The organism is Agaribacter marinus (assembly GCF_030160655.1).
Classification (GTDB): Bacteria; Pseudomonadota; Gammaproteobacteria; order Enterobacterales; family Alteromonadaceae; genus Glaciecola; species Glaciecola marina.
The window spans coordinates 19,106-44,798 of sequence record NZ_BSOT01000011.1; the positions used below are offsets into that span (position 1 = coordinate 19,106).

26 protein-coding genes and 1 tRNA gene are annotated in these 25,693 nt (G+C 41.4%); 18 read left to right on the forward strand and 9 right to left on the reverse strand.

Annotated elements, in window-relative coordinates; translation table 11 throughout:
- The first annotated feature begins 90 nt into the window (after positions 1 to 90).
- A complete protein-coding gene (locus tag QQK00_RS17295; RefSeq protein ID WP_284218935.1) occupies positions 91 to 942 on the forward strand; it encodes a divergent polysaccharide deacetylase family protein in 852 nt (283 codons plus the stop codon).
- Between the two features lie 168 nt (positions 943 to 1,110).
- Entirely contained in the window at positions 1,111 to 1,497 is a 387-nt protein-coding gene (locus tag QQK00_RS17300) for a MerC domain-containing protein (RefSeq protein ID WP_284219078.1), read from the forward strand.
- Positions 1,498 to 1,512: 15 nt separating this feature from the next.
- On the opposite strand, the gene QQK00_RS17305 is transcribed toward QQK00_RS17300, so the two are convergent.
- The 4 genes from QQK00_RS17305 to rsgA form a co-directional block, all read right to left on the reverse strand.
- Entirely contained in the window at positions 1,513 to 2,214 is a 702-nt protein-coding gene (locus QQK00_RS17305) for a glycerophosphodiester phosphodiesterase (protein ID WP_284218937.1), read from the reverse strand.
- On the reverse strand, positions 2,211 to 3,086 hold the full coding sequence (locus tag QQK00_RS17310) for a DMT family transporter (protein WP_284218938.1): 876 nt from the start codon (positions 3,084 to 3,086) through the stop codon (positions 2,211 to 2,213). Before QQK00_RS17310 ends, QQK00_RS17305 begins: the two co-directional genes overlap by 4 nt.
- Before the next feature lie 44 nt (positions 3,087 to 3,130).
- Positions 3,131 to 3,988, reverse strand: coding sequence for an archaetidylserine decarboxylase (gene asd, locus QQK00_RS17315; protein ID WP_284218939.1), 858 nt, complete (start codon positions 3,986 to 3,988; stop codon positions 3,131 to 3,133).
- A gap of 78 nt (positions 3,989 to 4,066) precedes the next feature.
- On the reverse strand, positions 4,067 to 5,098 hold the full coding sequence (gene rsgA / locus QQK00_RS17320) for a small ribosomal subunit biogenesis GTPase RsgA (RefSeq protein ID WP_284218940.1): 1,032 nt from the start codon (positions 5,096 to 5,098) through the stop codon (positions 4,067 to 4,069).
- Between the two features lie 86 nt (positions 5,099 to 5,184).
- On the opposite strand from rsgA, the gene orn reads away from it, so the two are divergent.
- The 4 genes from orn (at position 5,185) to QQK00_RS17340 (ending at position 8,412) form a co-directional block, all read left to right on the forward strand.
- The gene (orn, locus tag QQK00_RS17325; protein ID WP_284218941.1) at positions 5,185 to 5,730 is read left to right on the forward strand and encodes an oligoribonuclease; all 546 of its coding nucleotides are present in this window, start codon (positions 5,185 to 5,187) and stop codon (positions 5,728 to 5,730) included.
- 81 nt (positions 5,731 to 5,811) lie between these two features.
- On the forward strand, positions 5,812 to 6,312 hold the full coding sequence (locus QQK00_RS17330; RefSeq protein ID WP_284218942.1) for a hypothetical protein: 501 nt from the start codon (positions 5,812 to 5,814) through the stop codon (positions 6,310 to 6,312).
- A gap of 188 nt (positions 6,313 to 6,500) precedes the next feature.
- Positions 6,501 to 7,325 carry a hypothetical protein gene (locus QQK00_RS17335; RefSeq protein ID WP_284218943.1) on the forward strand — a complete coding sequence of 275 codons (825 nt, stop codon included), beginning with the start codon at positions 6,501 to 6,503 and terminating at the stop codon, positions 7,323 to 7,325.
- On the forward strand, positions 7,309 to 8,412 hold the full coding sequence (locus QQK00_RS17340) for a hypothetical protein (protein ID WP_284218944.1): 1,104 nt from the start codon (positions 7,309 to 7,311) through the stop codon (positions 8,410 to 8,412). Before QQK00_RS17335 ends, QQK00_RS17340 begins: the two co-directional genes overlap by 17 nt.
- Positions 8,413 to 8,515: 103 nt before the next feature.
- On the opposite strand, the gene QQK00_RS17345 is transcribed toward QQK00_RS17340, so the two are convergent.
- Entirely contained in the window at positions 8,516 to 9,754 is a 1,239-nt protein-coding gene (locus QQK00_RS17345) for a GGDEF domain-containing response regulator (protein WP_284218945.1), read from the reverse strand.
- 279 nt (positions 9,755 to 10,033) lie between these two features.
- Here QQK00_RS17345 and QQK00_RS17350 point away from each other — a divergent pair.
- The 6 genes from QQK00_RS17350 to cspE all read left to right on the forward strand — a co-directional run bounded on the left by QQK00_RS17350 (position 10,034) and on the right by cspE (position 14,340).
- A tRNA-Gly gene (locus QQK00_RS17350) sits at positions 10,034 to 10,109 on the forward strand.
- A gap of 154 nt (positions 10,110 to 10,263) precedes the next feature.
- Positions 10,264 to 10,755 (forward strand): DUF4442 domain-containing protein, encoded by a 492-nt coding sequence (locus tag QQK00_RS17355; protein ID WP_284218946.1) that lies wholly within the window; start codon positions 10,264 to 10,266, stop codon positions 10,753 to 10,755.
- Positions 10,756 to 10,950: 195 nt separating this feature from the next.
- A complete protein-coding gene (locus QQK00_RS17360) occupies positions 10,951 to 11,316 on the forward strand; it encodes a MaoP family protein (RefSeq protein ID WP_284218947.1) in 366 nt (121 codons plus the stop codon).
- Between the two features lie 308 nt (positions 11,317 to 11,624).
- The gene (locus QQK00_RS17365; protein WP_284218948.1) at positions 11,625 to 13,343 is read left to right on the forward strand and encodes an acetolactate synthase 3 large subunit; all 1,719 of its coding nucleotides are present in this window, start codon (positions 11,625 to 11,627) and stop codon (positions 13,341 to 13,343) included.
- Complete coding sequence (ilvN, locus tag QQK00_RS17370; protein ID WP_284218949.1) at positions 13,343 to 13,840, forward strand: acetolactate synthase small subunit; 498 nt, start codon at positions 13,343 to 13,345, stop codon at positions 13,838 to 13,840. The genes QQK00_RS17365 and ilvN overlap by 1 nt, the downstream gene beginning before the upstream one ends.
- A gap of 290 nt (positions 13,841 to 14,130) precedes the next feature.
- Positions 14,131 to 14,340 (forward strand): transcription antiterminator/RNA stability regulator CspE, encoded by a 210-nt coding sequence (cspE, locus tag QQK00_RS17375; protein WP_284218950.1) that lies wholly within the window; start codon positions 14,131 to 14,133, stop codon positions 14,338 to 14,340.
- Positions 14,341 to 14,419: 79 nt separating this feature from the next.
- On the opposite strand, the gene fadA is transcribed toward cspE, so the two are convergent.
- Together fadA and fadB are read right to left on the reverse strand one after the other, a co-directional pair.
- Positions 14,420 to 15,583 carry an acetyl-CoA C-acyltransferase FadA gene (gene fadA / locus QQK00_RS17380; RefSeq protein ID WP_284218951.1) on the reverse strand — a complete coding sequence of 388 codons (1,164 nt, stop codon included), beginning with the start codon at positions 15,581 to 15,583 and terminating at the stop codon, positions 14,420 to 14,422.
- Between the two features lie 12 nt (positions 15,584 to 15,595).
- On the reverse strand, positions 15,596 to 17,752 hold the full coding sequence (gene fadB / locus QQK00_RS17385; protein ID WP_284218952.1) for a fatty acid oxidation complex subunit alpha FadB: 2,157 nt from the start codon (positions 17,750 to 17,752) through the stop codon (positions 15,596 to 15,598).
- A gap of 260 nt (positions 17,753 to 18,012) precedes the next feature.
- On the opposite strand from fadB, the gene QQK00_RS17390 reads away from it, so the two are divergent.
- The gene (locus QQK00_RS17390; RefSeq protein WP_284218953.1) at positions 18,013 to 20,022 is read left to right on the forward strand and encodes a transglycosylase SLT domain-containing protein; all 2,010 of its coding nucleotides are present in this window, start codon (positions 18,013 to 18,015) and stop codon (positions 20,020 to 20,022) included.
- 46 nt (positions 20,023 to 20,068) lie between these two features.
- Entirely contained in the window at positions 20,069 to 21,388 is a 1,320-nt protein-coding gene (gene pepQ, locus QQK00_RS17395) for a Xaa-Pro dipeptidase (RefSeq protein WP_284218954.1), read from the forward strand.
- 34 nt (positions 21,389 to 21,422) lie between these two features.
- On the opposite strand, the gene QQK00_RS17400 is transcribed toward pepQ, so the two are convergent.
- Together QQK00_RS17400 and ispB are read right to left on the reverse strand one after the other, a co-directional pair.
- Positions 21,423 to 21,944 carry a retropepsin-like aspartic protease family protein gene (locus tag QQK00_RS17400; RefSeq protein ID WP_284218955.1) on the reverse strand — a complete coding sequence of 174 codons (522 nt, stop codon included), beginning with the start codon at positions 21,942 to 21,944 and terminating at the stop codon, positions 21,423 to 21,425.
- Between the two features lie 25 nt (positions 21,945 to 21,969).
- Positions 21,970 to 22,941 (reverse strand): octaprenyl diphosphate synthase, encoded by a 972-nt coding sequence (gene ispB / locus QQK00_RS17405; RefSeq protein ID WP_284218956.1) that lies wholly within the window; start codon positions 22,939 to 22,941, stop codon positions 21,970 to 21,972.
- 226 nt (positions 22,942 to 23,167) lie between these two features.
- Here ispB and rplU point away from each other — a divergent pair, with 226 nt between their 5' ends.
- From rplU to QQK00_RS17425, 4 genes are all read left to right on the forward strand, one after another.
- On the forward strand, positions 23,168 to 23,479 hold the full coding sequence (rplU, locus tag QQK00_RS17410; RefSeq protein WP_284218957.1) for a 50S ribosomal protein L21: 312 nt from the start codon (positions 23,168 to 23,170) through the stop codon (positions 23,477 to 23,479).
- Between the two features lie 15 nt (positions 23,480 to 23,494).
- The gene (gene rpmA, locus QQK00_RS17415) at positions 23,495 to 23,752 is read left to right on the forward strand and encodes a 50S ribosomal protein L27 (protein ID WP_284218958.1); all 258 of its coding nucleotides are present in this window, start codon (positions 23,495 to 23,497) and stop codon (positions 23,750 to 23,752) included.
- A 301-nt stretch (positions 23,753 to 24,053) separates the two neighbouring features.
- Entirely contained in the window at positions 24,054 to 25,223 is a 1,170-nt protein-coding gene (gene cgtA / locus QQK00_RS17420; protein ID WP_284218959.1) for an Obg family GTPase CgtA, read from the forward strand.
- Positions 25,220 to 25,690, forward strand: coding sequence for a GNAT family N-acetyltransferase (locus QQK00_RS17425; RefSeq protein ID WP_284218960.1), 471 nt, complete (start codon positions 25,220 to 25,222; stop codon positions 25,688 to 25,690). The genes cgtA and QQK00_RS17425 overlap by 4 nt, the downstream gene beginning before the upstream one ends.
- Positions 25,691 to 25,693 lie beyond the last annotated feature (3 nt).

Below are 25,693 nucleotides of genomic sequence, written 5' to 3' on the forward strand. Positions count from 1 at the left end.
TTTGCGGCAACAATCCATAAAAATACAAATAGGTGCAATTTTTGCACAACACTGATATTCTTATTTTGACTGCGTCATAAAAATAACAGTGTGCTAAAACGTAATAAGCTAGTCATTCATAAATTATTGGTATTTTTGTTGTTGTCGCTCTTGCTGCAAAGCGCTTTTGTTAATGCAAAAGACATCGCTAATGCGAAAGAGCGAGTTCAAATTGCCATTATCGTCGACGACATTGGTGCCAAGGCATCTGATGAGGCGGCGTTTTTGCTGCCGAAAAATGTTACTTTCTCAATTTTGCCTCATACTGAGTATTCCACAAAATTCTCCTATTTCGCTGCTGATCAAAATCGAGAAGTTATGCTTCATATGCCTATGGAATCCTTAAACGGCGAGAACTTAGGTGAAGGAGCCATATTTGCTGATATGTATCCTAGCGAAGTTGAAAATGCCATCTTGGATGCCTTACAAACTGTCCCCCATGCAGTGGGTGTGAATAATCATATGGGAAGTAAGTTAACGCAAATGACGCTGCAGATGCGAAGTGTAATGTCGGTATTGCACTCAACAAACCTGTTTTTTATTGATAGCAGAACAACAAAATTCACTAAAGCAGGTGCGCTTGCGAATGAAATTGGCGTTACAGCAGCTAGTCGACACATATTTCTAGATCACTACCAAAACGAAGCGTTTTTGCGCAAGCAACTGAATGCATTGCTGCGAAAAGCGAGAAAAAGCGGTAAGGCGATAGGCATAGCGCATCCATATCCGGTGACATTAAGTTTTTTAAATGAGTATTTAATGGACTTGCCAAATGATGTCGAGTTAGTCACTGTAAGCGAGTTTCTGCAAGAGAAAAATAAGTTTAGATTTAACCCTCGCCTTACCGCGAAATCACTAAATACGGTGGACGCTGCCCCTATATCACTTAGTCTGCCTCAATAGCTCAATTTATAACAAATACTGTTTTAACTTGATTGCATCCAATGTTATACTATAACACCTTTGGCCTGCGAGCATTTAGCTTGTCGGTAGAACTTGATGTAGGTAGAAGAAACATTGCAACAATTTAAGTCAACAGATGTTGTCGCAGATGATTTAGCACCAGCAAAAATAGAAAAGCATCTTGATACTAAACGCTTAGATAAGTTAGGTGTTTGGATTACTAGTTTGTGTGCGTTACATTGCTTGGCTCTTCCTTTATTGTTACCCATAGCGCCGTTAATTGCTTCTAGTTTCTTCGCTGATGCCTGGTTTGAATTAGCTATTCTATCTTTTTCAGTCGTGATTGGGTTTGCGGCGTTATTTATTGGTTTTCATCAATATCATCGTCAGTTATATCCAATCTACTCATTGGTTGCTGGGGCGCTGATTTATTGGAATAAGGACGTATTTGGTCATGATTTTGAACCGCTTACGATTGCGATCGGTGCAATTCTTATAATCGGTGCTCATTTACTAAATCTTAGATTATGTCGTCGCTGTAAAGGATGTAAATAGCCAAGCACTGGCAGTTTATTTACCTAGCAGATCTAAGGCCCAAGATACCTTGTCACTAAATATCGCATCGACTTTCATGACGTCTAATTCCCTAAGTAGCACTTCCTCATTGACTGTATAGCTCCACACTTCGATATTATGCTGGTGAGCATGTTTAACGAAGGCTCCGTTTACTAGATGGGCGTCAATCGCAGCGATATCTAATTCTAAGTCAACGGCGTATTGGGCTTTTGTAATGGGTAAGTGTGAAATTAGGCCTGCGTATCGAATCTTATGTTGACAGCGAGAATCACGGAGTAGTGAACGAACATTGATTAATGTTGGATGGTCAAACGATGATAGGACTAATTCTGTTTCAAATTCGTTCATTAGAGAATTTAAGCGTCTTATAAAGGCTAAAGGGTTGTCAATTGACTTTAGTTCCAAGTTTAATAGCACTTTTCCGTTAACGGCGGAGAAAACGTCGCTCACGGTTGGTATCTTATGTAAATCCTGCACGCGGATATCAGATAGTTGTTCGCTATTGAGCCGCTTTATCGAGCCTTGTTCGTTGGTTAGCCTGTCAAGAGACCAGTCGTGAAAAACATAGAATTCATCATCTACTTCTTGAACATCACATTCTATTGCTGAGACACCAGCAGCAATGGCCTCTTTAAACGCGATAATTGTGTTCTCAGGAAATTTTTCACTGAATCCGCGATGCGCGACTATTCTCACTCATTTTCTCTTTTGTATGACTGGTGCGTATTAATAGTTTCATATATTGCAGCTGATATTACCAGTACACCGCCAATAAGTGTTTTTATTGTCGGGGATTCGTTCAATACTAAAATCGCCAATACTACACCGTAAAAAGGTTGCATACATGCAACCAGTGAAAAGGTCTTTGCTCGAAGATGTTTTAGCGCTGTTGCTACCATAGCATGTGGCAAAGCAGTAAAAATCGTACCTAAACATAGCAATAGAAGAGCTGTGTGTGTGTCCATTGATATAAACTTGTCGTCCAAGAAAAATATCAAGCACGGACAAATAACCATGATTTGCCACCCCATTGCTTTGGCACCACTATAATGCGAAAAATATTGACGGTGAAAGAGGTTCCTTAGTGCATATAAGAACGCGGAAAGAACACCGACTAAAACACCTAACGTGACGTCATTATCTAAAGAAATACTTGGAACAATTAAATAAATACCAAACAAAACAACAACTGCACTTAACACGTCTTGCCAATTCAGTTTTATTTTTTCAAAAAAAGGTTCTAACAAAACGGTAATTACAGGAAATGTAAAGAGGGCAATGATGCCGACAGACACACTGGAGTACTGCATTGACATAAAATAGGTCATCCAATGCACTGCCATAAGGATCCCCAGCCCAATGCCAATAAAGTAATCCTTTGTATTGTTTAAGCGCAAACTTTCACCAGAAAATTTGGCAAAAATAAATAGACAAATGAAGGCGGGGAGTGAACGACCAAAGGTAATATCTAAGGCAGGTAAAGCGATTAATTTAGAAAACAGCGCTGTCCCTCCGAGTAATATTACGGTTAGGTGTAAATTAATAAGACTACGCTTGACTGGGTTCATGTGAGCATGCCCAGTACATAATTGAAAATATTGATAACGAACCCTTATTGATGCTTTATTGCAATCGCGAGTTCTTTACCCAAACGGGTAACCATACCAGCTGAAATTTCTGTAAAATCAATACGCTCGTTTTCAAAGCAAAGGATAACGGTTGAGCCTAGTTTGAACCGGCCCATTTCATCACCTTTACTCAAGGTAATCTCTTCTTTGTCGTGCTGCCAATGTTGCACATATTTACCCGCCGGAGGACTCACAGTACCTTGCCAAACAGTCTCTATGCTTGCGACTACTGTGGCACCTACTAACACCATTGCGACTTTTCCGACGGTAGTATCGAACAACGCAACTACGCGTTCATTTCTAGCAAACAAACTCGGAACATTCTGCGCCGTCAGCGGGTTGACCGAAAATAATTCACCTGGAACATGAAGTGTATCTGTGAGTTTGCCGTCTATTGGCATGTGAATTCGATGATAGTCACTAGGTGCAAGATAAATCGTAGCAAACTTACCATCTTTGAACGTTTCAGCTATTTCTGGCTTTCCGCCTAATAGCGTGGTCAAGCTGTATTCATGCCCTTTAGCCTGAAATATGCTATCACCCTTAATATCACCAAATTGACTTACTGCGCCATCGACTGGGTGGCACAGTGCATTTGCATTTTCATCAATAGGTCGAATACCTTCTTTAAGCGGACGGGTAAAAAATGCATTAAAGGTTTTATAGTCTGATGGAGACTCAAGTTGCGCCTCCTGCATATTAATATTGAACGCCTTAATAAATAACTTTATTAAGCTTTGAGTAATAACCCCCAATTCTTTTTCCGCAATAAATCCGAGAAAACGAGAAATTAAGTGTTTAGGTAAAATATATTGAGTACGGACTTTTATCCAGTCTATCACGCACTTGCTCCATAATTAATCCAACTTGATTGTATCTGACAGAATCGTTTTTTGTACCAACAAAAGGATTATGAGTGCTTATGATTTGGCATAAGAAGGGCGTTGCGTATCCAGCGTCTCTATGATCTTTAAGTAACTTTGATACCGGGATTCTTCGATATCCCCAGTATTTACGGCGTCTGTAATAAGGCAACCGGGATCACTTTTGTGTGAGCAATCACTGAATTTACAGCCACCTAAATACCGTCGAAACTCGATAAAACCGGTAGTTACTTCCTCTTTTGATAAATGCCAGAGTCCAAATTCTCTTACACCCGGAGAGTCAATTAGCTCTCCTCCATTGCTGAAGTGCAGTAGCTTAGCTGCGGTTGTCGTGTGTTGGCCGAGTCCTGAGTTTTCAGACACATCACCGACTTGCTCTTTCGCGTCGGGTAGCAATTGATTGACTAGGCTCGATTTTCCGACGCCACTTTGCCCAACAAATACACTGACTTTATCGCTGAGCTCATCCACAAAAGACGAAATGCCAATGTGGGTTTTGCAGCTGACTAAAAATACCTTATAGCCTAAGTGCCTATATATATCGAGTTGCTTATCTAATTTACATAGCTCTTTTTCGTCGAGGAGTTCGATTTTATTTACTAAAATGATGGGTTCAATTTTTGCTTGTTCACAAGCAACGAGGTATCTATCGATAATATGACTAGAAAATGCGGGTAAGATAGAACTAACGACCATGATTTGGTCAATATTTGCAGCAATTGGTTTTACGCCATCATAGTAATCTGGTCTTGTGAGAACCGATTTTCTATCTAACACCGCTTCTATGATGCCGCGATCACGCTCTTCATTGGATATACTTGGTCTAAACAGTACTTGATCGCCACATACTACTGATTCAACTGTGCGTCGAATAAAGCAGTTGTGTACTTGTTTCTTTTCATCTGTTGATTCGACTATAGCGTGTTTGCCAAATCGACTAATGACCCGGCCGCCGATTTGCTCGCCTAAATTATCAAGTGTCTGTTCATTTTGATTGGCAATACGCTTGTGTCGATTTTGCTGTACTCGACGTTTTTGATTTTTGGATAATTTAGGTTTTTTTGCCACAGGCCTTAATCAAAGTTGGCGATCTTATGGATGCATGATACATTTTTTGCTTTGCAGTTGCACAACTAGAAGTGATTAGGTGATAAATGACAGTAGATGAACAGCACTTAGTTTGGATTGACATGGAAATGACAGGTTTAGATCCGGACACCTGTTTTGTGCTTGAAATAGCCAGTATTGTAACAGATAAGGATTTAAACATCGTAGCCCAAGGGCCTGTTATTGCGGTACATCAATCTGATGCGATTTTGAATGCGATGGACGAATGGTGTACGACGACGCATGGCGCATCCGGGTTAACACAACGATGCAAAGACAGTCACTATGATGTTGATACTGCGACGCAAGAAACAATAGAATTTCTTGAAAAGTACGTACCTGCAGGTAAGTCGCCATTGTGTGGCAATAGCATAGGGCAGGACAGGCGTTTTTTAGTTAAATATATGCCGGAGTTAGACGCATATTTTCACTACAGAAACATCGACGTAAGCAGTATCAAGGAATTAGTGAAGCGCTGGCAGCCTGACATTGCTGAAGGTTTTAAGAAGAAAGGTGTGCATTTGGCGTTAGATGATATTAAAGAGTCCATTGAGGAACTGAAGTACTATCGAAAAACTATTTTCAAAATATAGTGGAATTAATGCGCTGAAATATAATTGCTTGTTCTTAGGTCTACTTAATTTACACCATTTAATTTTTATTCAGGGATGAAAATGCTTCATTTTTTCAAATTAATGTTCCGCCAATGTGTTGATGCTAGTCTAATCACATCATCTTTTTTCGTGATTTTCTTAGTCGGTTTGAGCATAAGTAGCGCGCAAGCCATTACGCCCCAGCAAATGCAAGAAAAGATTGTAAGTGTAGGTGCTGACGGAATTAAAGCGCAAGGGAATTTGATCGAATTTAATTTCAAAGGTATGAATATGGCGGTGATTTTTGATAAAAATGCCGACAGAATGCGTTTAGTCTCACCTATAATTGAAATGAATAAATTAAGTAATGATGTACTGTTACAATCCTTGGAAGCTAACTACCATTCTGCTCTAGATGCAAGATATGCCGTATCAGATGGTATTATGTGGTCGGTTTTCATTCATCCTCTATCAGATCTTTCTATTGCTTTATTTGAATCTGCAATTTCTCAGGTAGCCATTGCGCGTGCTACATTTGGCCAAGAATACACTAGCGGAGCGCTAGTTTTTCCGAGTCGTTAACAATATAAGAGCTTATTGTATATTTGCATCTATTTGTGGTTTCGTGATGACTTTTTAATAAATAAGTGAACGTGCTGCAACTTTTATGACGCAACATGCGTACTGCTAGGTGAATGAGACATGTCAGTTGTATTGCTCTCATTTTACTATGGATTTATTTATGATCTATTACTACTTAGGAGAGACGTATGAAGCGCTTCATACCAATATTAGTTGCATGTTCTATGGGGACATTTCTGCAAGGTTGTAATGCCGGGGATGGCACGGGTTTAAATGATGACGGACAGCCGGTGGATTTAAGTTTACCCGATCCTCCGTCTCAACCGGAACCCCCCGATGAAGATAGCCTACAAGCAAATTTAGCGTCGATTCAAGAAAAAGTCCTTGTTCCTCGATGCACTCAATGTCATGCCGGTGGCAATGCCCCGCTTGGACTTGCAATGGATGACCTTGCCACTTCTCAAAGCAATTTGATAAATGTCGATTCTGCGACGAATTCAAGTTTCAAACGTGTATTGCCGGGTGACGCTGAAAATAGTTTTTTGTACTTAAAGATTTCAGGTGCGCCGATTGCGGGCAATCAAATGCCGCTGGGAGAAGCGCCACTAGACCAAGAGACGCAAAATACAATAAAAGATTGGATAAATAATGGGGCACCAATAGACAGCTCGCAGGTGACTGTTGTCGCAAATACAATGTCTGTAACCGCGGATACTGTCAGTGTCGCGCTAGCGTTTAGCAATGAAATGTCGTCAGATACTCTATCGGCAAATGATGTTCAAGTATTTTCTACAACGAACAATGAGTTGATATCAGCCACGACAAATATTCAGTGGTCGGATGAAAAAACGCTAAACATTAATATTAGCGGGTTAGACCCGGCGTTAACAGGAATAGCTTTAGTGTTGAACGAACCACTAACGTCTACAATTATTGATAAGCACGGGTTTGTCTTAGACGGCGATATGGATGGGAATGAAGGGGGGGTCTTTACTTATGAAATACTTAAATAATGTATTCAGCGTCCCCGTAATAAAGCTCATATTGATTTGGGGACTACTATTGGCTGTCAGTGCAGTGCAGGCAGAACCATATCTAGCAGTTAAGACTAACGCGAAGTGCAGTGCATGCCATGTTAATCCTATTGGTGGCGGCATGAGAACAAAATTCGGTAATTTATTTGGGCATACTCAATTGCCTGCTGAAATATCGGATATCGCTGCCGCTGATATTGGTGAAATTACTGATTATTTGAAAGTAGGTGGCAATTTTCGTTATAACGCGCAAGCCACTCAAAACGATGCTGGTGAGGATTCATCTACCTTTAGAGTTGAATCTGCGCAAGTTTACGTCGCATTGACGCCCAAAAATTCAAAATTCACACTCTATTTAGATCAACAAGTTGCACCAGGTGCCGCAGTCAATCGAGAAGCATTTTTGCTATACAATTATTCGGGTAATCATTACGTAAAAGCCGGTAAGATGTATGTGCCATATGGTTTACGTCTTGAAGACGATAGCTCATTCGTCCGCCAAGTGACGGGTTTCAATTTTGATAGCAGTGACAACGGCGTTGAACTGGGGCTCGAGTATGATAAAGCGTCTGTTAACTTCTTTATCACCAATGGAACTAGTGCCGTCTCTAATAACGATGACAAATTTTTATTTGGTGCAAAAGCCGAGAAACTATTTAACAATTTTAGAGTGGGAGGAACACTGGTTGTCAATGGTGCAGAAGAAAATGAACAGCGTTACTACAATTTATATGGCGGGTTAACAGTAGGAAATTGGGTGTTTTTGACTGAGGCGAACCTTATTGAAACCGAACAAGCGTTTGGGCCTGATAAAGAAGAGCTTGTCAGTTTAATCGAAGCAAATTATCAATTGCAAAAAGGCTTGAACATTAAAGTTACAGGAGAGTACTACGACCCGGATAGGAGTTTTTCTAACAATCAGGAAACGCGTTATTCATTGGTTGTAGAATATGCGCCAATCTCGATGTTGCAATTGAGAGCAGGTGTTCGATCTTCTGAAGGCATTCCGCAGCAACCTAGCCGGACCAATGAGCTTATGTTTTTGCAAACGCACATTTATTTTTAACAAAGTAAACATGTGAAAATTGAATACTATAAAAAGCGAGCGACGTATGTCTGCTCGCTTTTTTTTTTGGCGCTTTTTACTGTCTTATTAAAAATGTTTTCATTTACGTGGAGACTATTTGATTTCGACCTCGGGATTTTGCTTTATATAGACACTCATCAGCCTGGCTAAGCATGAGTTCAATTTTGTCGGCGTTTAGCGCTGTTAAACCAATGCTTACAGTGCATGAGATTGTTTGTCTTTTTCGTCTAATTTTTTTATCTGCCACTTTTAGTCTAAACGCATCGATAGTTTGAATTGCTTGCTCCTTTCCCATATTGGGAAAAAACACGCAAAACTCCTCACCTCCGAAGCGAGACATTGGGAACGCGGCAAAGTGCTTTTTCATTAATTTCGACACTTCCTTAAGCACAACATCGCCACAATCGTGGCCATGGGTATCATTAATTTGTTTGAAATGATCGAGGTCCATCAGTGCTAAGCACATGGAGTCTAAACCGCGCTTGATACTTGACGAAACTTCTTCGAAGAAATGACGTCTGTTTGGCAAGCCAGTTAAATAGTCTGTGTTTGCCGTTTTGCGAATAACATCTATTTGTTCAATATGTTCAATATTTTGGACGACGCGGCAAAAAAACTCTTCGTGGCAATATGGCTCCCGTAAATAGTCATTGGCACCACTTTTGATAAACTTAGCTAATAACGCAGGTTGGCGCAAATTTGACGTACCAATAATGCTGACTTCTTCTTTTGAAAATTCTTTTCTGATGGCCGCGACTAGCTCAATACCTGTTTCATCTTTTAGTTCGTTTTCGGTGATTACCAGTTTAATAAGGTTATTCTCATACAGCGTTTCGATGGCATCATGGGTGTTATTGGCTTGAAAAGTTTCGAAGTTATGTCTATTGAGTAGCTCACAAACTTTGTTGCGCGATGATGGGCGTTTTCCAACAACCAACACCCCCACTTTTTTGTTTTTCTCAAGTCGGGTTAACAAACGACTTAAGTACTCAAAAACTTGTCGGTTTTGTTTTGGGATGTAATCTACAACTGCCTTCGACAAAATGCGTTTTCTGACATCATCGTCGGGTAGGCTTGTCAGTACGATAACAGGTATAAAAGACGCAATTGCAAAGTCTATCGCTTCGCCATGCAGTGCATCGGGTAGCGAGTAATCAACTACTGCACACAAAAATGATTCTGGTGTGGAGCTTTCAAAAATGAGTTTAGCTTCTGTGAGTGACGTGGCTACCACGACATCGAGATTTATTTTACCGATGATACGCTTTAGCACGCGCAAGCTTGCTGCGTCATGTTCAACTAATAGTATTTTGTATTTCACTAAATTCCCTCAATATCCGATACGGATATACCTCTCATACTTTTTATCGGCATCGATAAAGGAAATTTGATTCCGGCACAGATAAATTTAGCTATGTCGTTGAAAAAATGCTCAATTAATAAATTATTTTAAAAATTGGCTTGCAACGATTCAAAATTTTTCTATAATGCGCCTCCAGTTTGCGGGAATAGCTCAGTTGGTATAGTGCATATCTCGTCACGAAGTGATTGCCAAGTTTGGCATACTCAGTGTTTGCAAACGCTAACTACACCAAAATACGCGGGAATAGCTCAGTTGGTAGAGCACAACCTTGCCAAGGTTGGGGTCGCGAGTTCGAGTCTCGTTTCCCGCTCCAAGTTTTATTCAAAAATCTCTTAGTCCGCCTATTTAATTACTTTCAAGTATGCTTTGCGCAAATGAGCTGAAGTAAAATAATTACACTGCAAATCTATGTTTCTTTTCTATTGCCATGTTATCTTAGACATCTGACCAGATTATTTGGACATGATATGGCTAAAACAAATCCGCTAAGAAAATTCGCAGAAAAAGCACTTTCGTATCCTGACTTTATTGCTCTGCGCTTATTGACTTTCATGTTTCGTTTCAAAGTTAAGTTGGTCGGGACTGCGGGCGTAACTATTCTCGAAACTGATTTAAAACGCGTCGTATTTTTTCAAAAAAATCGGACTAAAGTCCAGAATCATATTGGTGGTATTCACGCTGCGGCAATGGCTCTATTGGCTGAGTCGGCAACGGGCTTTGTGGTCGGTGTGAATTTACCTGGTGACAAGTTACCCTTGATAAAGTCAATGAATCTAAAGTATGTAAAACGGTCACAAGGTGATATGCAAGCCGAAGCGTGGTTAAGTGATGAACAAATTCATAAGATGCAAAACGAAGAAAAAGGCGACGTTATGGTTGCAGTTAAAGTGACAGACGAGAGCGGTCAAGAACCTATCATTTGTGAAATGAATTGGGCATGGATTACTAGGGCGAAGTAGGCTGCTTGAGCATAGGTGTCCAAGTGTGTGCTTGTACCAATTTAGTTATCAATTCTATTACAGTTATATTAAGTTTTTCAATTTACATATATATCCCTAAAAATTTTGTTGACAGTGTCGATATTCGAGAGTAAATAATGCTTTCTAAGCAAGGCATTCCGTTGTTGATTTAATATATATTGGGGCGAACTTATTGTGTCTGGTTTAACTAAAAAAACTCTCCACACTCGCTTATTTAGCGATCCAAAAAATTACCCTTATGGATTTTCGCGTTCTGGCGACTTTTCTATCGCTGAAAGCAAAGCGTTGGCGCAATATGGTTGTTTATTTGCGGCGCTTGTTGATGGTGAATATTCGCCTGTCGACGCTGAAGACGAACAGTACATATCGTCAGCATTAGGCCATAGCGACCCGAAAACTGTGCAAGAGCGCGCATGGTTAAAGTATCAAAAACGTATCAATCGACCGAGATGCGCGAGTATATATGGCTCTGCAAAAAGTGTTGCCAACGAGGATGATATTGAAGTTGATGCTGATGACAGTCTTGACTTAGATGCTTGATCAAAAACATTAATGTGTAATTAGTTCTTTGATGATTCAAATCGCTCATTAAATATGCTTTATTAGCTCAATGATTGCACTTGAAGTAAAAGCCATTCCAGAGTACCCTTGCGGCCCGATTTTTTATGGTGCTAGTTGATATCCATCATTTGGATAGCAATGGTAAATACTTGAGCGAAAGGTTTATCCTAAAAAAGCTATATTAAAGGAATAATATTTCACTTTTTTGTCTTAATTTGTTTTTACGTTGCATGATTTTCGATATAGTCCGATAAAAATGAAATGATTATTTCAGAGGAGTCACGCAAGTGAAAATGATGTCAGGCGCCGCTATGGTTGTAGAGGCGTTAAAAGATGTAGGTGTAACGCATTTATTTGGTTACCCAGGTGGTGCTGTACTAGATATTTATGATGCCTTGTTTGCTCAAGAGCATGTAAAGCATATTCTCGTTCGCCATGAGCAGGGGGCAGCCCATATGGCCGATGGTTATGCTCGTTCAACCGGTAAAACCGGTACAGTGCTCGTTACATCTGGCCCCGGGGCAACTAATACACTGACTGGTATTGCTACTGCCTATATGGATTCTATTCCTATGGTAGTGCTCTCTGGACAGGTACCAACGCAGTTAATTGGTGAAGATGCATTCCAAGAAACAGACATGGTTGGTTGTTCTCGCCCTGTGGTTAAACATAGCTTTTTAGTTAAGCGTGCGGTAGATATTCCTAAAGCAATTGCGCAAGCATACTATATCGCCAACTCTGGTCGTCCTGGCCCGGTGGTTGTTGACCTACCAAAAGACATCGTAAATGTTCAGGAAGAGCATCTTTATGAATTTCCTACTGATGTCACTATGCGTTCATACAATCCGACGTTGAAAGGGCATGGAAAACAAATAAAGAAGACCGTTAGTACACTTGAAAATGCGAAAAGACCTGTGCTTTACATTGGCGGTGGTGCTATTGCCGCGGACGCGTCGGACTTAGTAACCGAATTAGCTGAAAAGTTAAATGCACCCGTTGTGTCTACTTTAATGGGCTTAGGTGCTTTTTCCTCAGTGCATGAGCAATTTTTAGGTATGTTAGGTATGCATGGGACGTTTGAAGCCAATAAGACCATGCACAATGCCGATTGTATACTTGCCTTAGGTGCGAGGTTTGATGACCGCGTAACGAATAATGTAGACAAATTTTGCCCCCACGCAGATATTATTCATGTCGATATCGACCCAGCGTCAATTTCGAAGACTATCAATGCACATATTCCTGTCGTGGGGTCTGTCGATGAGGTCGTTCGCCAAATACTGGCTGAGATGGCGTCTCATGATTTTTCTGACCAAGACACTAAGTTAACGGACTGGTGGGAGCAGATAAACGATTGGCGCTCTCGTCAATGCCTTAGATACAATCAAGGCGATACAACAATTAAGCCACAAAGGGTTATCGAGTCTTTATATAAACACACAAACGGTGACGCTTATGTGAGTTCTGATGTTGGCCAGCATCAAATGTTTGCTGCGCTCTATTACCCGTTTGCAAAACCTCGTCGCTGGATTAATTCCGGTGGTTTGGGCACAATGGGCTTTGGCCTACCTGCGGCAATGGGTGTTCAATTTGCTCACCCTGAGGCTTGTTCAGTCGTTGTTACGGGTGATGGTAGTATCCAAATGAATATTCAAGAATTGTCCACGTGTCTTCAATATAACTTGCCTGTTAAAATTATTTCTTTGAATAACCGTGCCCTCGGTATGGTAAGGCAATGGCAGGATATGATTTATAAAGGGCGTCATAGTAGTTCTTATATGGAGTCCATGCCTGATTTTGTTAAATTAGCAGAGGCCTATGGCCATGTAGGCATTAAAGTCGATACCTTAGATGAGCTAGATGGTGCTATGGAACGTTGTTTCGCCGAAAAGGACCGTTTAGTATTTATGGACATTGCTGTAGACCAAAATGAACATGTTTATCCAATGCAAATCAAGTTTGGTGCGATGGATGATATGCGTTTAAGTAAGACGGAGCGTACCTAATGAGAAGGATTTTTTCGGTATTAATGGAGAACGCTCCGGGGGCACTTTCTCGTATTATGGGTGTGTTTTCGCAACGTGGATATAATGTTGATTCTTTGTGTGTTGCGCCTACCAATGATAAGAGTTTGTCTAGACTGACTATTATTACGGAAGCCGATGACAAAGTGGCAGAGCAAATATTAAAACAGGTCAATAAGCTGATTGATGTGTTACGAGTAACAGAGTTAACGGGATCAGCGCACGTTGAACGAGAGCTTATGTTAATTAAAGTGGCTACACGCACTGAAGTAGCGCGGGCTGAAGTAAAGCGCAACGTTGACATATTTAGAGCGCGTGTTTTGGATGTCACATCCCAGCATTACACGATGGAGATTACCGGGACAAGCGATAAGCTTACCGCCTTTGCTGATGTCATGGCTGATTGTGCAGATATTACTGAATCTGCTCGTACAGGTGTGTGTGGATTATCTCGTGGTGACCGCGCACTTCGCCCATAAATATTTTCACAAAAACTTAATAAAAATAGATGCTTATGGCTTGTTAAAAAATGTTCTACTTTTTTTTAATAAGCCATGATCTTTCAAGTATTTGTGCTACACTAAAAATGTTTTTGGTAAAGCATGTTTGTAAGTTTGCTACATCTTAAGTGTTAAACCCCTCATTTAGTTGTCAATATGTGTGGTCCACGAGCTGTACTTCAGAAGTAAAAATCTCAGCAGCGCGCTTGTCAAAAACACCAGCGCTGGCTGCAAGCGCATTCTATTTATAGTTATATTTTGAGGTTTTTATGTCTAAAGTTACAGGCACAGTTAAATGGTTTAACCCTGAAAAAGGGTATGGTTTTTTAACCCAAGACAACGGCGGAAAAGATGTTTTTGTACATTACCGTGCAATTGTCGCTGAAGGTTACAAAACTTTACCAGAAGGACAACGTGTGTCATTTGAAGTAGAAGATGGTCAAAAAGGTCTTCAGGCTGCAAATGTTGAGCCTATCTAGACGATAGTTGATACAGATGAATAAAAAGCGCCAATTTGGCGCTTTTGTTTTATATACCGTTGAATATACAAGATAGTGACTATACCCGTTCGAATATAGTAGCTATCCCTTGGCCTAAACCAATGCACATTGTAGCAAGCCCGATGCTTGCGTCTTGGTCTTCGAGCACATTAATTAAGGTTGTTGATATTCGCGCGCCAGAGCATCCTAAAGGGTGGCCTAAGGCAATGGCTCCCCCTTTTAAATTTACTTTGTTATCATAATCGTTTAGCCAGCCCAATTGCTTAATGCAAGACAAGGCTTGCGCAGCAAACGCTTCATTGAATTCAGCAAATTCAATGTCTTGCATCTTTAAACCGGCACGTTTCAGCGCTTTTTTGGTTGCTGGTACTGGCCCATACCCCATTATCGCAGCATCACATCCTGCAACCGCCATGGCACGAATTTTAGCGCGTGGTTTAAGTCCGAGAGCTTTTGCCTTGTCTGCAGACATGATCAACATTGCGGCTGCGCCATCAGATATTGCTGATGACGTACCTGCTGTGACAGAACCATTCACTGGGTCGAACACAGGCCTTAATCCAGAAAGTGTCTCTGGTGTAGTGTCTGGACGAATAACTTCATCGTGTTCAATTAGAGTTAAGCAACCGTTATTGTCATGACCTTCAATTGGAGCGATTTCGTTTGCCCATCCGCCAGTTTGCATCGCAGTATGGGCTCTTTGATGAGAACGTGCGCCAAATGCATCTTGCATTTCACGTGTAATGCCATTTTGGCGGCCGAGTAACTCAGCGGTCATACCCATGTTTCCAGAGGCTTTTGCGGTGAATTTTGCTAGCGCGGGATGAAAATCAATATTGTAATTCATTGGTACGTGGCCCATATGCTCAACTCCACCAATCATGTATATGTCTCCGCGTCCGGTCATGATGCCCGATGCTGCATCATGCAAAGCTTGCATTGAAGAGCCGCATAGTCTGTTAACTGTCACCGCCGCTGTACTTCTTGGTATGCTAGTCAATAACTGTGCGTTTCGCGCGACATTAAAACCTTGTTCTTTGGTTTGCTGCACGCAACCCCAAATAATATCTTCGATGTCTGCTGGATCAATATTCGGATTTCTTGTTAGCAGTGCCGTCATTAGATGGGCTGATAAGTCTTCAGCTCTGACGTGCCTAAATACGCCACCCTTCGACCGACCCATTGGTGTGCGAACACAATCTACTATTACTACATCTTTCATAATAATTCTCCCTTATGGCTGCGCGAAGTAAGATTTATCTGCAGCAGCCATTTCGCGCACTCCAGAAGATATTTCATAAATTGGACCAAGGTGAACATACTTATCTGCTAAGGCGACGAAATTAGCTAAGCCCATCGTTTCTATATACCGGAAAATCCCACCTCTAAATGGCGGAAAGCCCAATCCGTAAAGGAGTGCCATGTCAGCTTCTGCTGCGCTCCCAACAACATTTTCCTCTAAGCATCGAATAGCCTCATTCGCCATCGGTATCATCAAGCGAGCAATGATGTCATCAGCAGTAAATTCGGTTACTTTAGTCGCATGTTTGGCGAGTATGGCGTGCGCCTCTTCCGCTGGCACTTTTGTTGGGCGGCCTCGTTTATCTTCGCCATAATTGTAAAAGCCCATAGCATTTTTCTGACCGAGGCGCGCATTAGTATATAAAAGTGTTATTGGATCATTTTCAATCTTCCGCATACGTTCGGGAATGCCTTCAGCCATAACACTCGCAGCATGATCGGCTGTGTCTAGACCTACGACATCTAGCAAATAAGCGGGTCCCATTGGCCAGCCGAATACTTTTTCCATCACCTTATCAATAGCACTAAAATCTGCGCCGTCCAATAGTAGTTTGCTGAAACCAGCAAAGTAAGGGAATAACACTCTGTTGACTAAAAAGCCGGGACAATCATTGACGACAATGGGGGTTTTTCCCATTTTCAGCGTTGCCGCGACAACGGCCGAAATTGTCGCGTCATCAGTGTTGTCACCGCGAATTATTTCTACTAACGGCATTTTATGTACAGGGTTAAAAAAATGCATACCACAAAACCGAGTGGGATCTTCTAGTGATTTTGCAAGTTGATTGATTGAGATAGTAGAAGTGTTCGAGGTAATAATTGCGTCATCTGCTACGGTCGATTCAATCTCTTTTAAGACGGATGCCTTAACTTTAGGATTTTCTACTACTGCTTCAATGATCAAGTCGGCATCTGATATCGCGTTCATATCCAATGTCGGGATAATATTGTTGAGTGTGGAGGCCATTTTTTTTGCATCGACTTTACCACGTTGCATACCTGTTTCGAGGATCTTGGCTGCTTCAGATAGTCCCAAGTTTAAAGCTGCTTGGTTGATGTCCTTCATTATGGTCGGAACACCCTTTACTGCACTTTGGTAGGCGATTCCACCTCCCATAATACCTGCCCCTAGTACTGCATGCTTTTCAACATTTTTAATTGCTGCCTTTGCTAATGCCTTACCTTTTGATTTAACAAGTTGGTCAGCTAAAAATATGCCTACTTGTGCTTTACATGCATCTGTTTTTGCAAGGTTGACAAAGCCCTTATTCTCAATTGATAGCGCCTCGTCGCGTGCTAAGGCAGCTGCATTCTGGACACTCTCCACTATTTTATGTGGGGCAGGGTAATGCTTACCTGCTTGTCTAGCAACCATGGCCGCAGCGGTTGAAAAACTCATCATGGCTTCGTTTGCATTAAGGCATAACGGTGATGTCTTTTCTTTTCTGCGTGCTTGCCAGTCTAGTTTTCCTGCTATGGCGTCAAGCAGCATTTGTCGAGTGGCCTGATGTAAGTCGTCCGGGTTAACGACTGCATCAATCGCGCCTTCTCTGAGTGCTTTTTCTGCACTGCGGTCCCTGCCGGTTGTCATCCATTCCAATGCGTTGTCTGAACCAATGATTCTTGGCAATCGCACTGAGCCCCCAAACCCCGGCATTAATCCAAGCTTTACTTCTGGTAAGCCTAGTTTCGCTGTGGTGTCAGCGACGCGTATATCGGTTGCAAGCGCCATTTCGCAGCCACCACCTAAGGCAAACCCGTTAATTGCCGAAATTGTAGGCACAGAAATGTCTTCAAAGCGGTTGAATACGGCAGAGGCGCTTTCGACCCAATGGAGTATTTCGGCGTCTTGCATAGAAAATAGTGCCGTAAATTCTGTGATATCTGCACCAACAATAAACGTCGTTTTGTTAGAACGAACTAAAACACCGTTAATGTCGCTTGCTTGATTGATAGACGCTATGGCACTATCTAACTCGGCGACTGTCTGTTTATCAAACTTATTGACCGAACCTTGTGCATCAAACACAAGTTCCACAATACCGTCGTCTGTTGTCTCAACTGACAGACTTTTGCCTTGATACATCATTTATATCTCCTGTGACACTTTAAATCGAAAAGATCTGATTAAGATTAGACCAACATTACCGATAGTGGAATTATGTTAATCTTTTTAATAGTGTTGACATGAACCTTTTGTTTAAAAATTTGTTTAAAAGATGTATCAAATATTACGTTATTCAAGCTAGAACAGAGTATTTTTTATATCTATAACTATATATTCATTAAATTAGGAATACTGTAAGCATGGCCGTAGAAAGCCGGTTTTCAATACCTAGGGACGCTTAATTGTTTACTCGCGAACACTGTTATCGTTATTTATGCCTAGTTGTCAGTTTGTTGATAGGTTTTGGTATATCGGCCCAAGAGGCTGTTACTAATACAAAAATAGTTGATGACTTATCAACTAAAGACATTGATTTTGTGATGAACTCTGCACAACGGGCAGAGCAACGCGAAGATTTTCTCCGCTTGGAACGGCAAGTTTGGAAAATGTCGGACAAAGAATTTTTTAAAGCGCTTACCACAATGGGTGATTACCCGCTTGTCCCTTACTTAGAAGCTAAGAAATTAAACCATCGGATGAGTTTGAAAAAGACCAAACAGATTCGCGCTTTTTTAGATGAATATGAAAACACGCCTGTAGGTAAACAGGTGCGCACGCCTTGGCTAAGATACTTGTTAAAACGTAATCGCTCGTCATTGTTTCAGGAGTTTTATCGCTCAACGACTAACGCTGAAATGCGCTGCCATTTCCTTCGCTATCAATATAAAGATCTGGAGGACAAGTCCTTAGTGTTTTCTCAGGTGCCTGAGTTGTGGAATGTGGGTAAATCACAGCCTAAAGCTTGTGACCCGCTATTCAAAATATGGATGAAAGCAGGGCAGTTAACAGAGGACTTAGTTCTTCACAGAATTAAAAAGTCTGCCGAAGGTGGCGCGCATACCTTAATCCCCTATTTAAAAACTCTATTGCCAAAGGACAAACAATATTTGGCTGATTTATGGCACAAAACGCGACGAAATCCGGCGTTTGTCAAACAACTAAAGGCATTTACTGGAAAATATCCTGCGGTTGAAGCTCAAGTTATGACATATGGTTTGTCACGTTTAATTTGGCGAGACTCAAAACTTGCTTTGCGTACCTTTGAAAAAGCTAAAAATAAGCTTACTTTCAATGCTGAACAGCTCGGAATTATTAGTAACAAATTTGCTGTCAGCTTAGCCATTGAAAGAGATAAACATGCTGAAGACTGGTTAATTAAAGCAAACGAAATTGCACCAGATGATGAAACAATGCGTTGGCACCTTGCTTACTTGCTACGCCAGCAAAATTGGTACAAGATTTCTTTATTAATTGAAAAGAGTTTACCGCAGCTGACCAATGAAAATCAGTTCCAGTATTGGTTAGCAAGGGCATATGAGCAAATTGGTAAGCAAGGCGATGCGAAAGCGCTATATAAACAACTGGCTGAAAATCGTGATTATTATGGTTTTTTAGCTAGCGCTCGATTGGGTATACCACATAGCCTAGCGCATAAATCGATAGATGTTGATGATAGGCTTGTTGTAAAGGTTTTGTCTTCAGGCGAGGCGAAAAGAGCATATGAATTGAGAAGAATCGAGCGAGAATACAGAGCGCGTTTAGAATGGCTGAGTATGCAGCGTAAGTTAAGCGATTCTGAAAAATTGGCGGCAGCCGTAGTGAGTTCTGAATGGGGATGGCATGACCAAACCATTTTTACATTGGGTAGGATGCGCTCATTAGATGATGTAGAAAGAAGATTCCCTTTGGCGTATGCGGACTTGCTGCTACCTGAAGCAAAAAAGAACAATATTCAACCTGAATGGAGTTTAGCTATTGCAAGACGAGAGAGCAGTTTTATGCCGGATGCAGTGTCTTCTGCTAACGCGCGAGGCTTGATGCAAATTTTGCCAAGTACGGCGAAATATTTAGAGAAACGTCGAGTCACCTCTCGTGAGTTACTAAACCCCAAGCTCAACGCAAAAATAGGGAACAAATATTTGCGTTACTTGATGAATAAACTAGACGATAATACTTTACTAGCGACTGCGTCATACAATGCGGGTTGGCATAAAGTACGTAAGTGGTTACCTGAAAAGGATGCTGTTGACGCCGATATTTGGGTTGAACTCATCCCCTATAAAGAAACACGTAACTATGTAAAAGCAGTGATGGCCTACCAACAAATTTATCAAGGAAAGTTAGTAGCAAGCGAACCTGAAATTAGCGTTTTTGAGGCCTTTGTGACATCGCAGGTGAGCCCTAGAACTTAATACAAGATATTACTTGTTTACCGTATATTCCAACGAAGGAGACTAAATGAATCAAACATCCATTGAGTTACAATATGCTCAGCATATTGAAACGCTTCAACATAGGGCGAGAGAGGCTCTCGGCAGAGAAGCAATTGATGGGCTCATTATTCATTCAGGACAATTACACTATCAGTTTTTAGACGATAACCCCTACCCATTTAAAGTAAGCCCTCAGTTTAAAGCATGGCTACCTGTCGTAGATAATCCCAATTCTTGGTTGATTGTTGATGGTGTAAATAAACCAAAGTTAATTTTTTATTTGCCAGTGGACTTTTGGCACAAAGTACCTAAGGTGCCAGACGCTTTTTGGACGGACTTTTTTGATATTACGTATCTTAAAAAAGCCAATATGGTAGAAAAACATCTGCCGTATGATTTAAGTAAATATGCTTATTTAGGTGAGCACGTAGAAGTCGCAAAAGCACTGGGCATTTCGTTAGTCAATCCAGATCGTGTTATGCACTATATGCATTATCATAGGGCCTTTAAAACTGACTATGAGCTTAACTGTATGCGAGAAGCAAATAAAATTGCAGTGCGCTCACACAAAGCGGCTGAGCGAGCCTTTTTATCAGGTAAGTCAGAATTTGAAATAAATCAGGCCTATTTGAGTGCTGCCGTTCAGTCAGAAGAACAAATGCCTTATGGCAATATTGTCGCTTTGAATGAAAATGCCTCGATACTTCATTACATGGTGCTAGATAAAACTGCGCCTGAAATACACCGCTCATTTTTAATCGATGCTGGAGCTTCCTATAGTGGTTACGCCGCAGATATTACGCGAACCTACTGTGCTGAAAATAATCAGTTTAATGCACTTATTGTAGCTGTTGACAGTTTAACGCAGCAACTTGTCGGGAAGCTAATACCAGGGATCGAGTATGTAGACATTCATAAACAAGCGTTTGTTGGCATTGCGAATATACTACATGACTTTAAGCTAATAAATTTATCGCCAGAGGGGATACTAGACAAAGGAATTGTAGGTACCTTTTTTCCTCATGGCGTTGGCCATATGTTGGGTTTGCAAGTGCATGATGTTGCGGGGCATGTTGCGAATGATCGAGGTACGCCTAAGCCGGCTCCAACGGAACACCCTTTTTTAAGATGTACTCGTACGGTTGAAGCAAGGCAAGTTTTTACGATTGAGCCGGGTGTTTATTTTATCGACTCTTTGTTAGCCGAATTAAAAAGCACTGAAAATTCAAAATATATCAATTGGGATGTCGTCGATGAATTTAGGCCTTACGGTGGGGTTCGGATTGAAGACAATGTAATTGTACATGCAGAGAAGAACGAGAATATGTCACGAGATAACTGGTAGTGAGTTTAATCGGCCTTTTGTCAGCAACTTATATTCAGTAAGATCTTATCATGAGTGTGTCGCCTCGCTGAACAAGCTCTAATCGTTTTAGCGCGCTCATGCCTAACAGAATTTCGTTTTGCTTCATGCCTGGATTAAGGTTTGCTTCCACATCCAATAAACGAATATCCCCAATGCGTAGCTCGTTTATTGTGGTGCTAGCAACGGTAACAATGCCGTTAGCAGTCTGTGCATTAAAGCGTTGGCCAGCGCTAAGCCCTAATTTTTTACCTAAGTGAGCACCTACTGTCACCGAAGTAGCACCAGTATCAAGCAAAAATGTCACTGGTTCGCCATTAATGAATCCATTCGTAACATAGTGCCCCATGTTATTTTGCTTTAGTATAACTTCTGTCACGCCACCGCTAGTGCTAGAGGAGGGGGACTGATTTGGATTATATTTTCGTTCGATAAAGCCGGAGAAAAAATAGATAAGCAAACCGAAAATCAGCAACCATACGGCCCATAGCATCCATCTACCAAACTTGCTTGCATCATCTGTTTGATTCTCTTGCATGTTAATCGACAGCGCTAATGCGCGACTAACTTTCGCGATTAACTGATAAGTCAGCTAATCCGATTAGTGCAGATTTATAATTAGATTCAGGCAGCATTTTAATTGCCTCTTTCGCTTTGTTTGCCTCCGCTATCGCAAGGTTTTTAGTATAGTCGAGTGAGCCTGTGGTATTCATTATTCCAATGATTCTATCAAAATGGGCCATACCGTCAGCATTTTCGATTGCGCCACGAATTAGCGCTGTATCTTCAGTTGACGCGTGCCACATTGCATGTAATAACGGCAGTGTTGGTTTCCCTTCAGCGAGGTCATCGCCTGCTTGTTTACCCATATCATCCGCACTGGCGGTGTAATCGAGGACATCATCAATCAACTGAAAGGCCGTCCCTAGGTGCTTACCGTAGTTTTGCATTGCTGATTCAACTTCAGGCCGTTGGTCAGTTAACACCGCGGCAAGTTGTGTAGCTGCTTCGAACAACCTAGCCGTTTTGCTATATATGACCTCCAAGTAACTTTCTTCCGTTGTATTGGGATCATTGCAATTCATTAACTGTAATACTTCTCCTTGCGCAATTCTGTTAGTAGCGTCGGATAGTACTTCCATCACACGCATGCGTTTCAAATCTACCATCATTTGAAATGCACGAGAGTATAAAAAATCGCCGACTAGTACGCTGGCTTGATTACCAAATACTGCATTCGCGGTTTCTCGGCCACGTCGCATCATCGATTCATCGACTACGTCATCATGCAACAGTGTTGCGGTATGGATAAATTCAATGATTGCCGCAAGCGTATAATGCTCCTCGCTTTGAATATTCAACGCTCTTGCCGCAAGCACCGTTAATAAAGGGCGAAGACGTTTACCTCCACTGTTTACGATATAAAAACCCAATTGATTGATAAGTGCTACATCTGAATCAACTTGCTGTTGTATTAATTTATTGACTGCTGACATGTCAGCGTCGGAGAGTTTGCGAATATTGTCTAAGTCCATTCCAGGAGATGTATAATGTCATTTTTATTGTGGGGCTATTGTACATCAATCATCGTTTTCAGCCAGTTTTGCCCAACGATTCATTCCGTTTTATTTATTTGAACAAAAAAACTACAAAATAATGGTGAAATATCTCCATTTAGCACTTGCGAGTATGTCAAAGTTTACGTACAATTCGCGCCCTGTTTTTTGAATTGAGCGCTATGAGCGCAGAGCGGAGAATAATATGTACGCGGTTTTCCAAAGTGGTGGTAAACAACACCGTGTGGCTGAAGGCCAAACCGTTCGTCTAGAGAAAATCGAAGTGGCTCCGGGTGAGACCGTTGATTTCGATAATGTCTTGATGGTTAGCACTGGTGATGACGTTAAAATCGGCACGCCGTATGTAAGTGGCGGCAAAGTAACAGCAGAAGTTGTTACTCATGGTCGTGGTGATAAAATTAAAATTGTAAAGTTCCGTCGTCGTAAGCATTCACGCAAACAAGCCGGACACCGTCAGTGGTTCACAGAAGTGAAAATCACTGGTATTTCAGCTTAATTAGGAGACGAACACATGGCACATAAAAAGGCTGGTGGTAGTACTAAAAATGGTCGCGATTCTATAAGCAAACGCCTAGGTGTTAAGCGCTATGGCGGCCAAGAAGTACTGGCAGGTAACATCCTTGTACGTCAACGTGGTACTAAATTCCACGCAGGTGATAATGTAGGTATCGGTAAAGATCATACCTTGTTTGCATTGTCTGACGGCAAAGTACAATTTGAAGTTAAAGGTCCTAAAAACCGCAAATACGTAAGTATCGTTGCTGAATAATCTTTAACGCGTTAAATATTGTAAAAGCCGCTTTAATCAGCGGCTTTTTATTTGCCTGATGAAATGTTGATAGCTATGAAACGCGAGTAATCATTTGGCGGTCGAACTTTAGGTATTCGTAAGTCGCTGTGCGTCATCCATGAGGGCTCAACAAAAGGCGCCCATGCCTTTTGAAGCAAACAAATACCTAAAGTTCGATCGCCAAACGATCCAATTACTACATATACGGGTGAGCGAAGCAACTTTGCGATTTCGCATGCTTTTTAGTAGTCTGTAAGTAAGCAAAAAGAGATAAGTCATTATGAAATTTGTAGATGAAGCTGAAATTAGAGTAGAAGCCGGAGACGGTGGAAACGGTATTATCAGCTTTCGGCGTGAAAAATACATTCCAAAAGGTGGTCCTGATGGTGGCGATGGTGGCGATGGTGGCAGTGTTTTCTTAGAAGCGGACGAAAACCTAAATACACTGATTGATTACCGCTTTGAGCGCTTTCACCGAGCAGAACGTGGCCAAAATGGACAACGCACTAACTGCACAGGTCATAAAGGTGAAGATTTAGTCTTGAAAGTACCTGTTGGCACACGCGCTACAGATAAAGATACTCTTGAAGTATTGGGTGATTTAACTACGCATGGTCAAAAAGTGAAAGTAGCACAAGGCGGATTTCACGGCTTAGGCAATGCTCGATTTAAAAGCTCCACAAACCGTGCACCTCGTCAGAAGTCAGACGGAACACCCGGCGAAATTAGAATGCTGCAACTCGAACTAATGTTATTAGCTGATGTTGGTTTACTTGGGTTGCCCAATGCCGGGAAATCTACATTTATTCGCTCTGTTTCTGCTGCAAAGCCTAAAGTTGCCGATTACCCGTTCACTACTTTGGTACCTAACCTTGGCGTTGTCCGTTTAGATTCACAGGCAAGTTTTGTTATTGCTGATATCCCAGGTTTAATTGAAGGTGCATCAGACGGGGCTGGCTTAGGTATTCAATTTTTAAAGCACCTTGAGCGATGTCGAGTGTTATTACATTTAGTAGACGTCATGCCTGTAGATGGCAGTGATCCGGTTGAAAACGCGCTAACTATCATGAATGAGCTAGACCAATATAGCCCTAAATTGGCGTCTAAACCTCGTTGGTTAGTCTTCAATAAAGTGGATTTATTATTGGAGGAAGAGGCCGATGATTTGTGTTCAGATATTGCTGAAAAACTCGGGTGGGAAGGGGACTACTATCAAATGTCTGCCTTCCATAAAATTGGGAGTCGAGAGATATGTCAGGATTTAATGGAATTTATTGACAATCTACCGCCTGAGGATGCAGCAGACATTGACGATGATGACGTAGGGTTTACGTGGGATAATTCGCACAAGAACGCGTCCCAAGGCCCAGAGCCCGATGGTCTAAATGATGAAGACGACGATGACGATGATTGGGACGACCACCCAAATGTGGTGTACACTAACGAATGAATAAAGTTGTACTAAGTTTTGCTCAGCTAACGACGCATCAACTTTATGGAATATTGAAATTGCGTAGTGAAGTGTTTGTTGTTGAGCAAAATTGCGCATACCAAGATATAGATAATCATGATCTCTCTGCAAAACATGTCTTGTTTTGTGAGGGGGATGAGTTGCTAGCGTACTCTCGATTGTTGCCCAAAGGACTCACGTACGCCAAACCTAGTATTGGCAGAGTTGTTGTATCTGCAAAGGCTCGAGGAAGAAAATTAGGCCGTGAGCTACTTGTATTTTCTATTTATCAATGCCAAAAAATTTGGCCGAATGAAGACATAAAGATAGGCGCACAGTGCTATCTAAAAGGTTTTTACACATCTTTAGGCTTTGAAGCTATTAGTGAAGATTACCTTGAAGATGGTATCCCGCACCTAGATATGCAATTGCCAAAAGACAAACAAATAACTACCAGCATAGCTTAATCA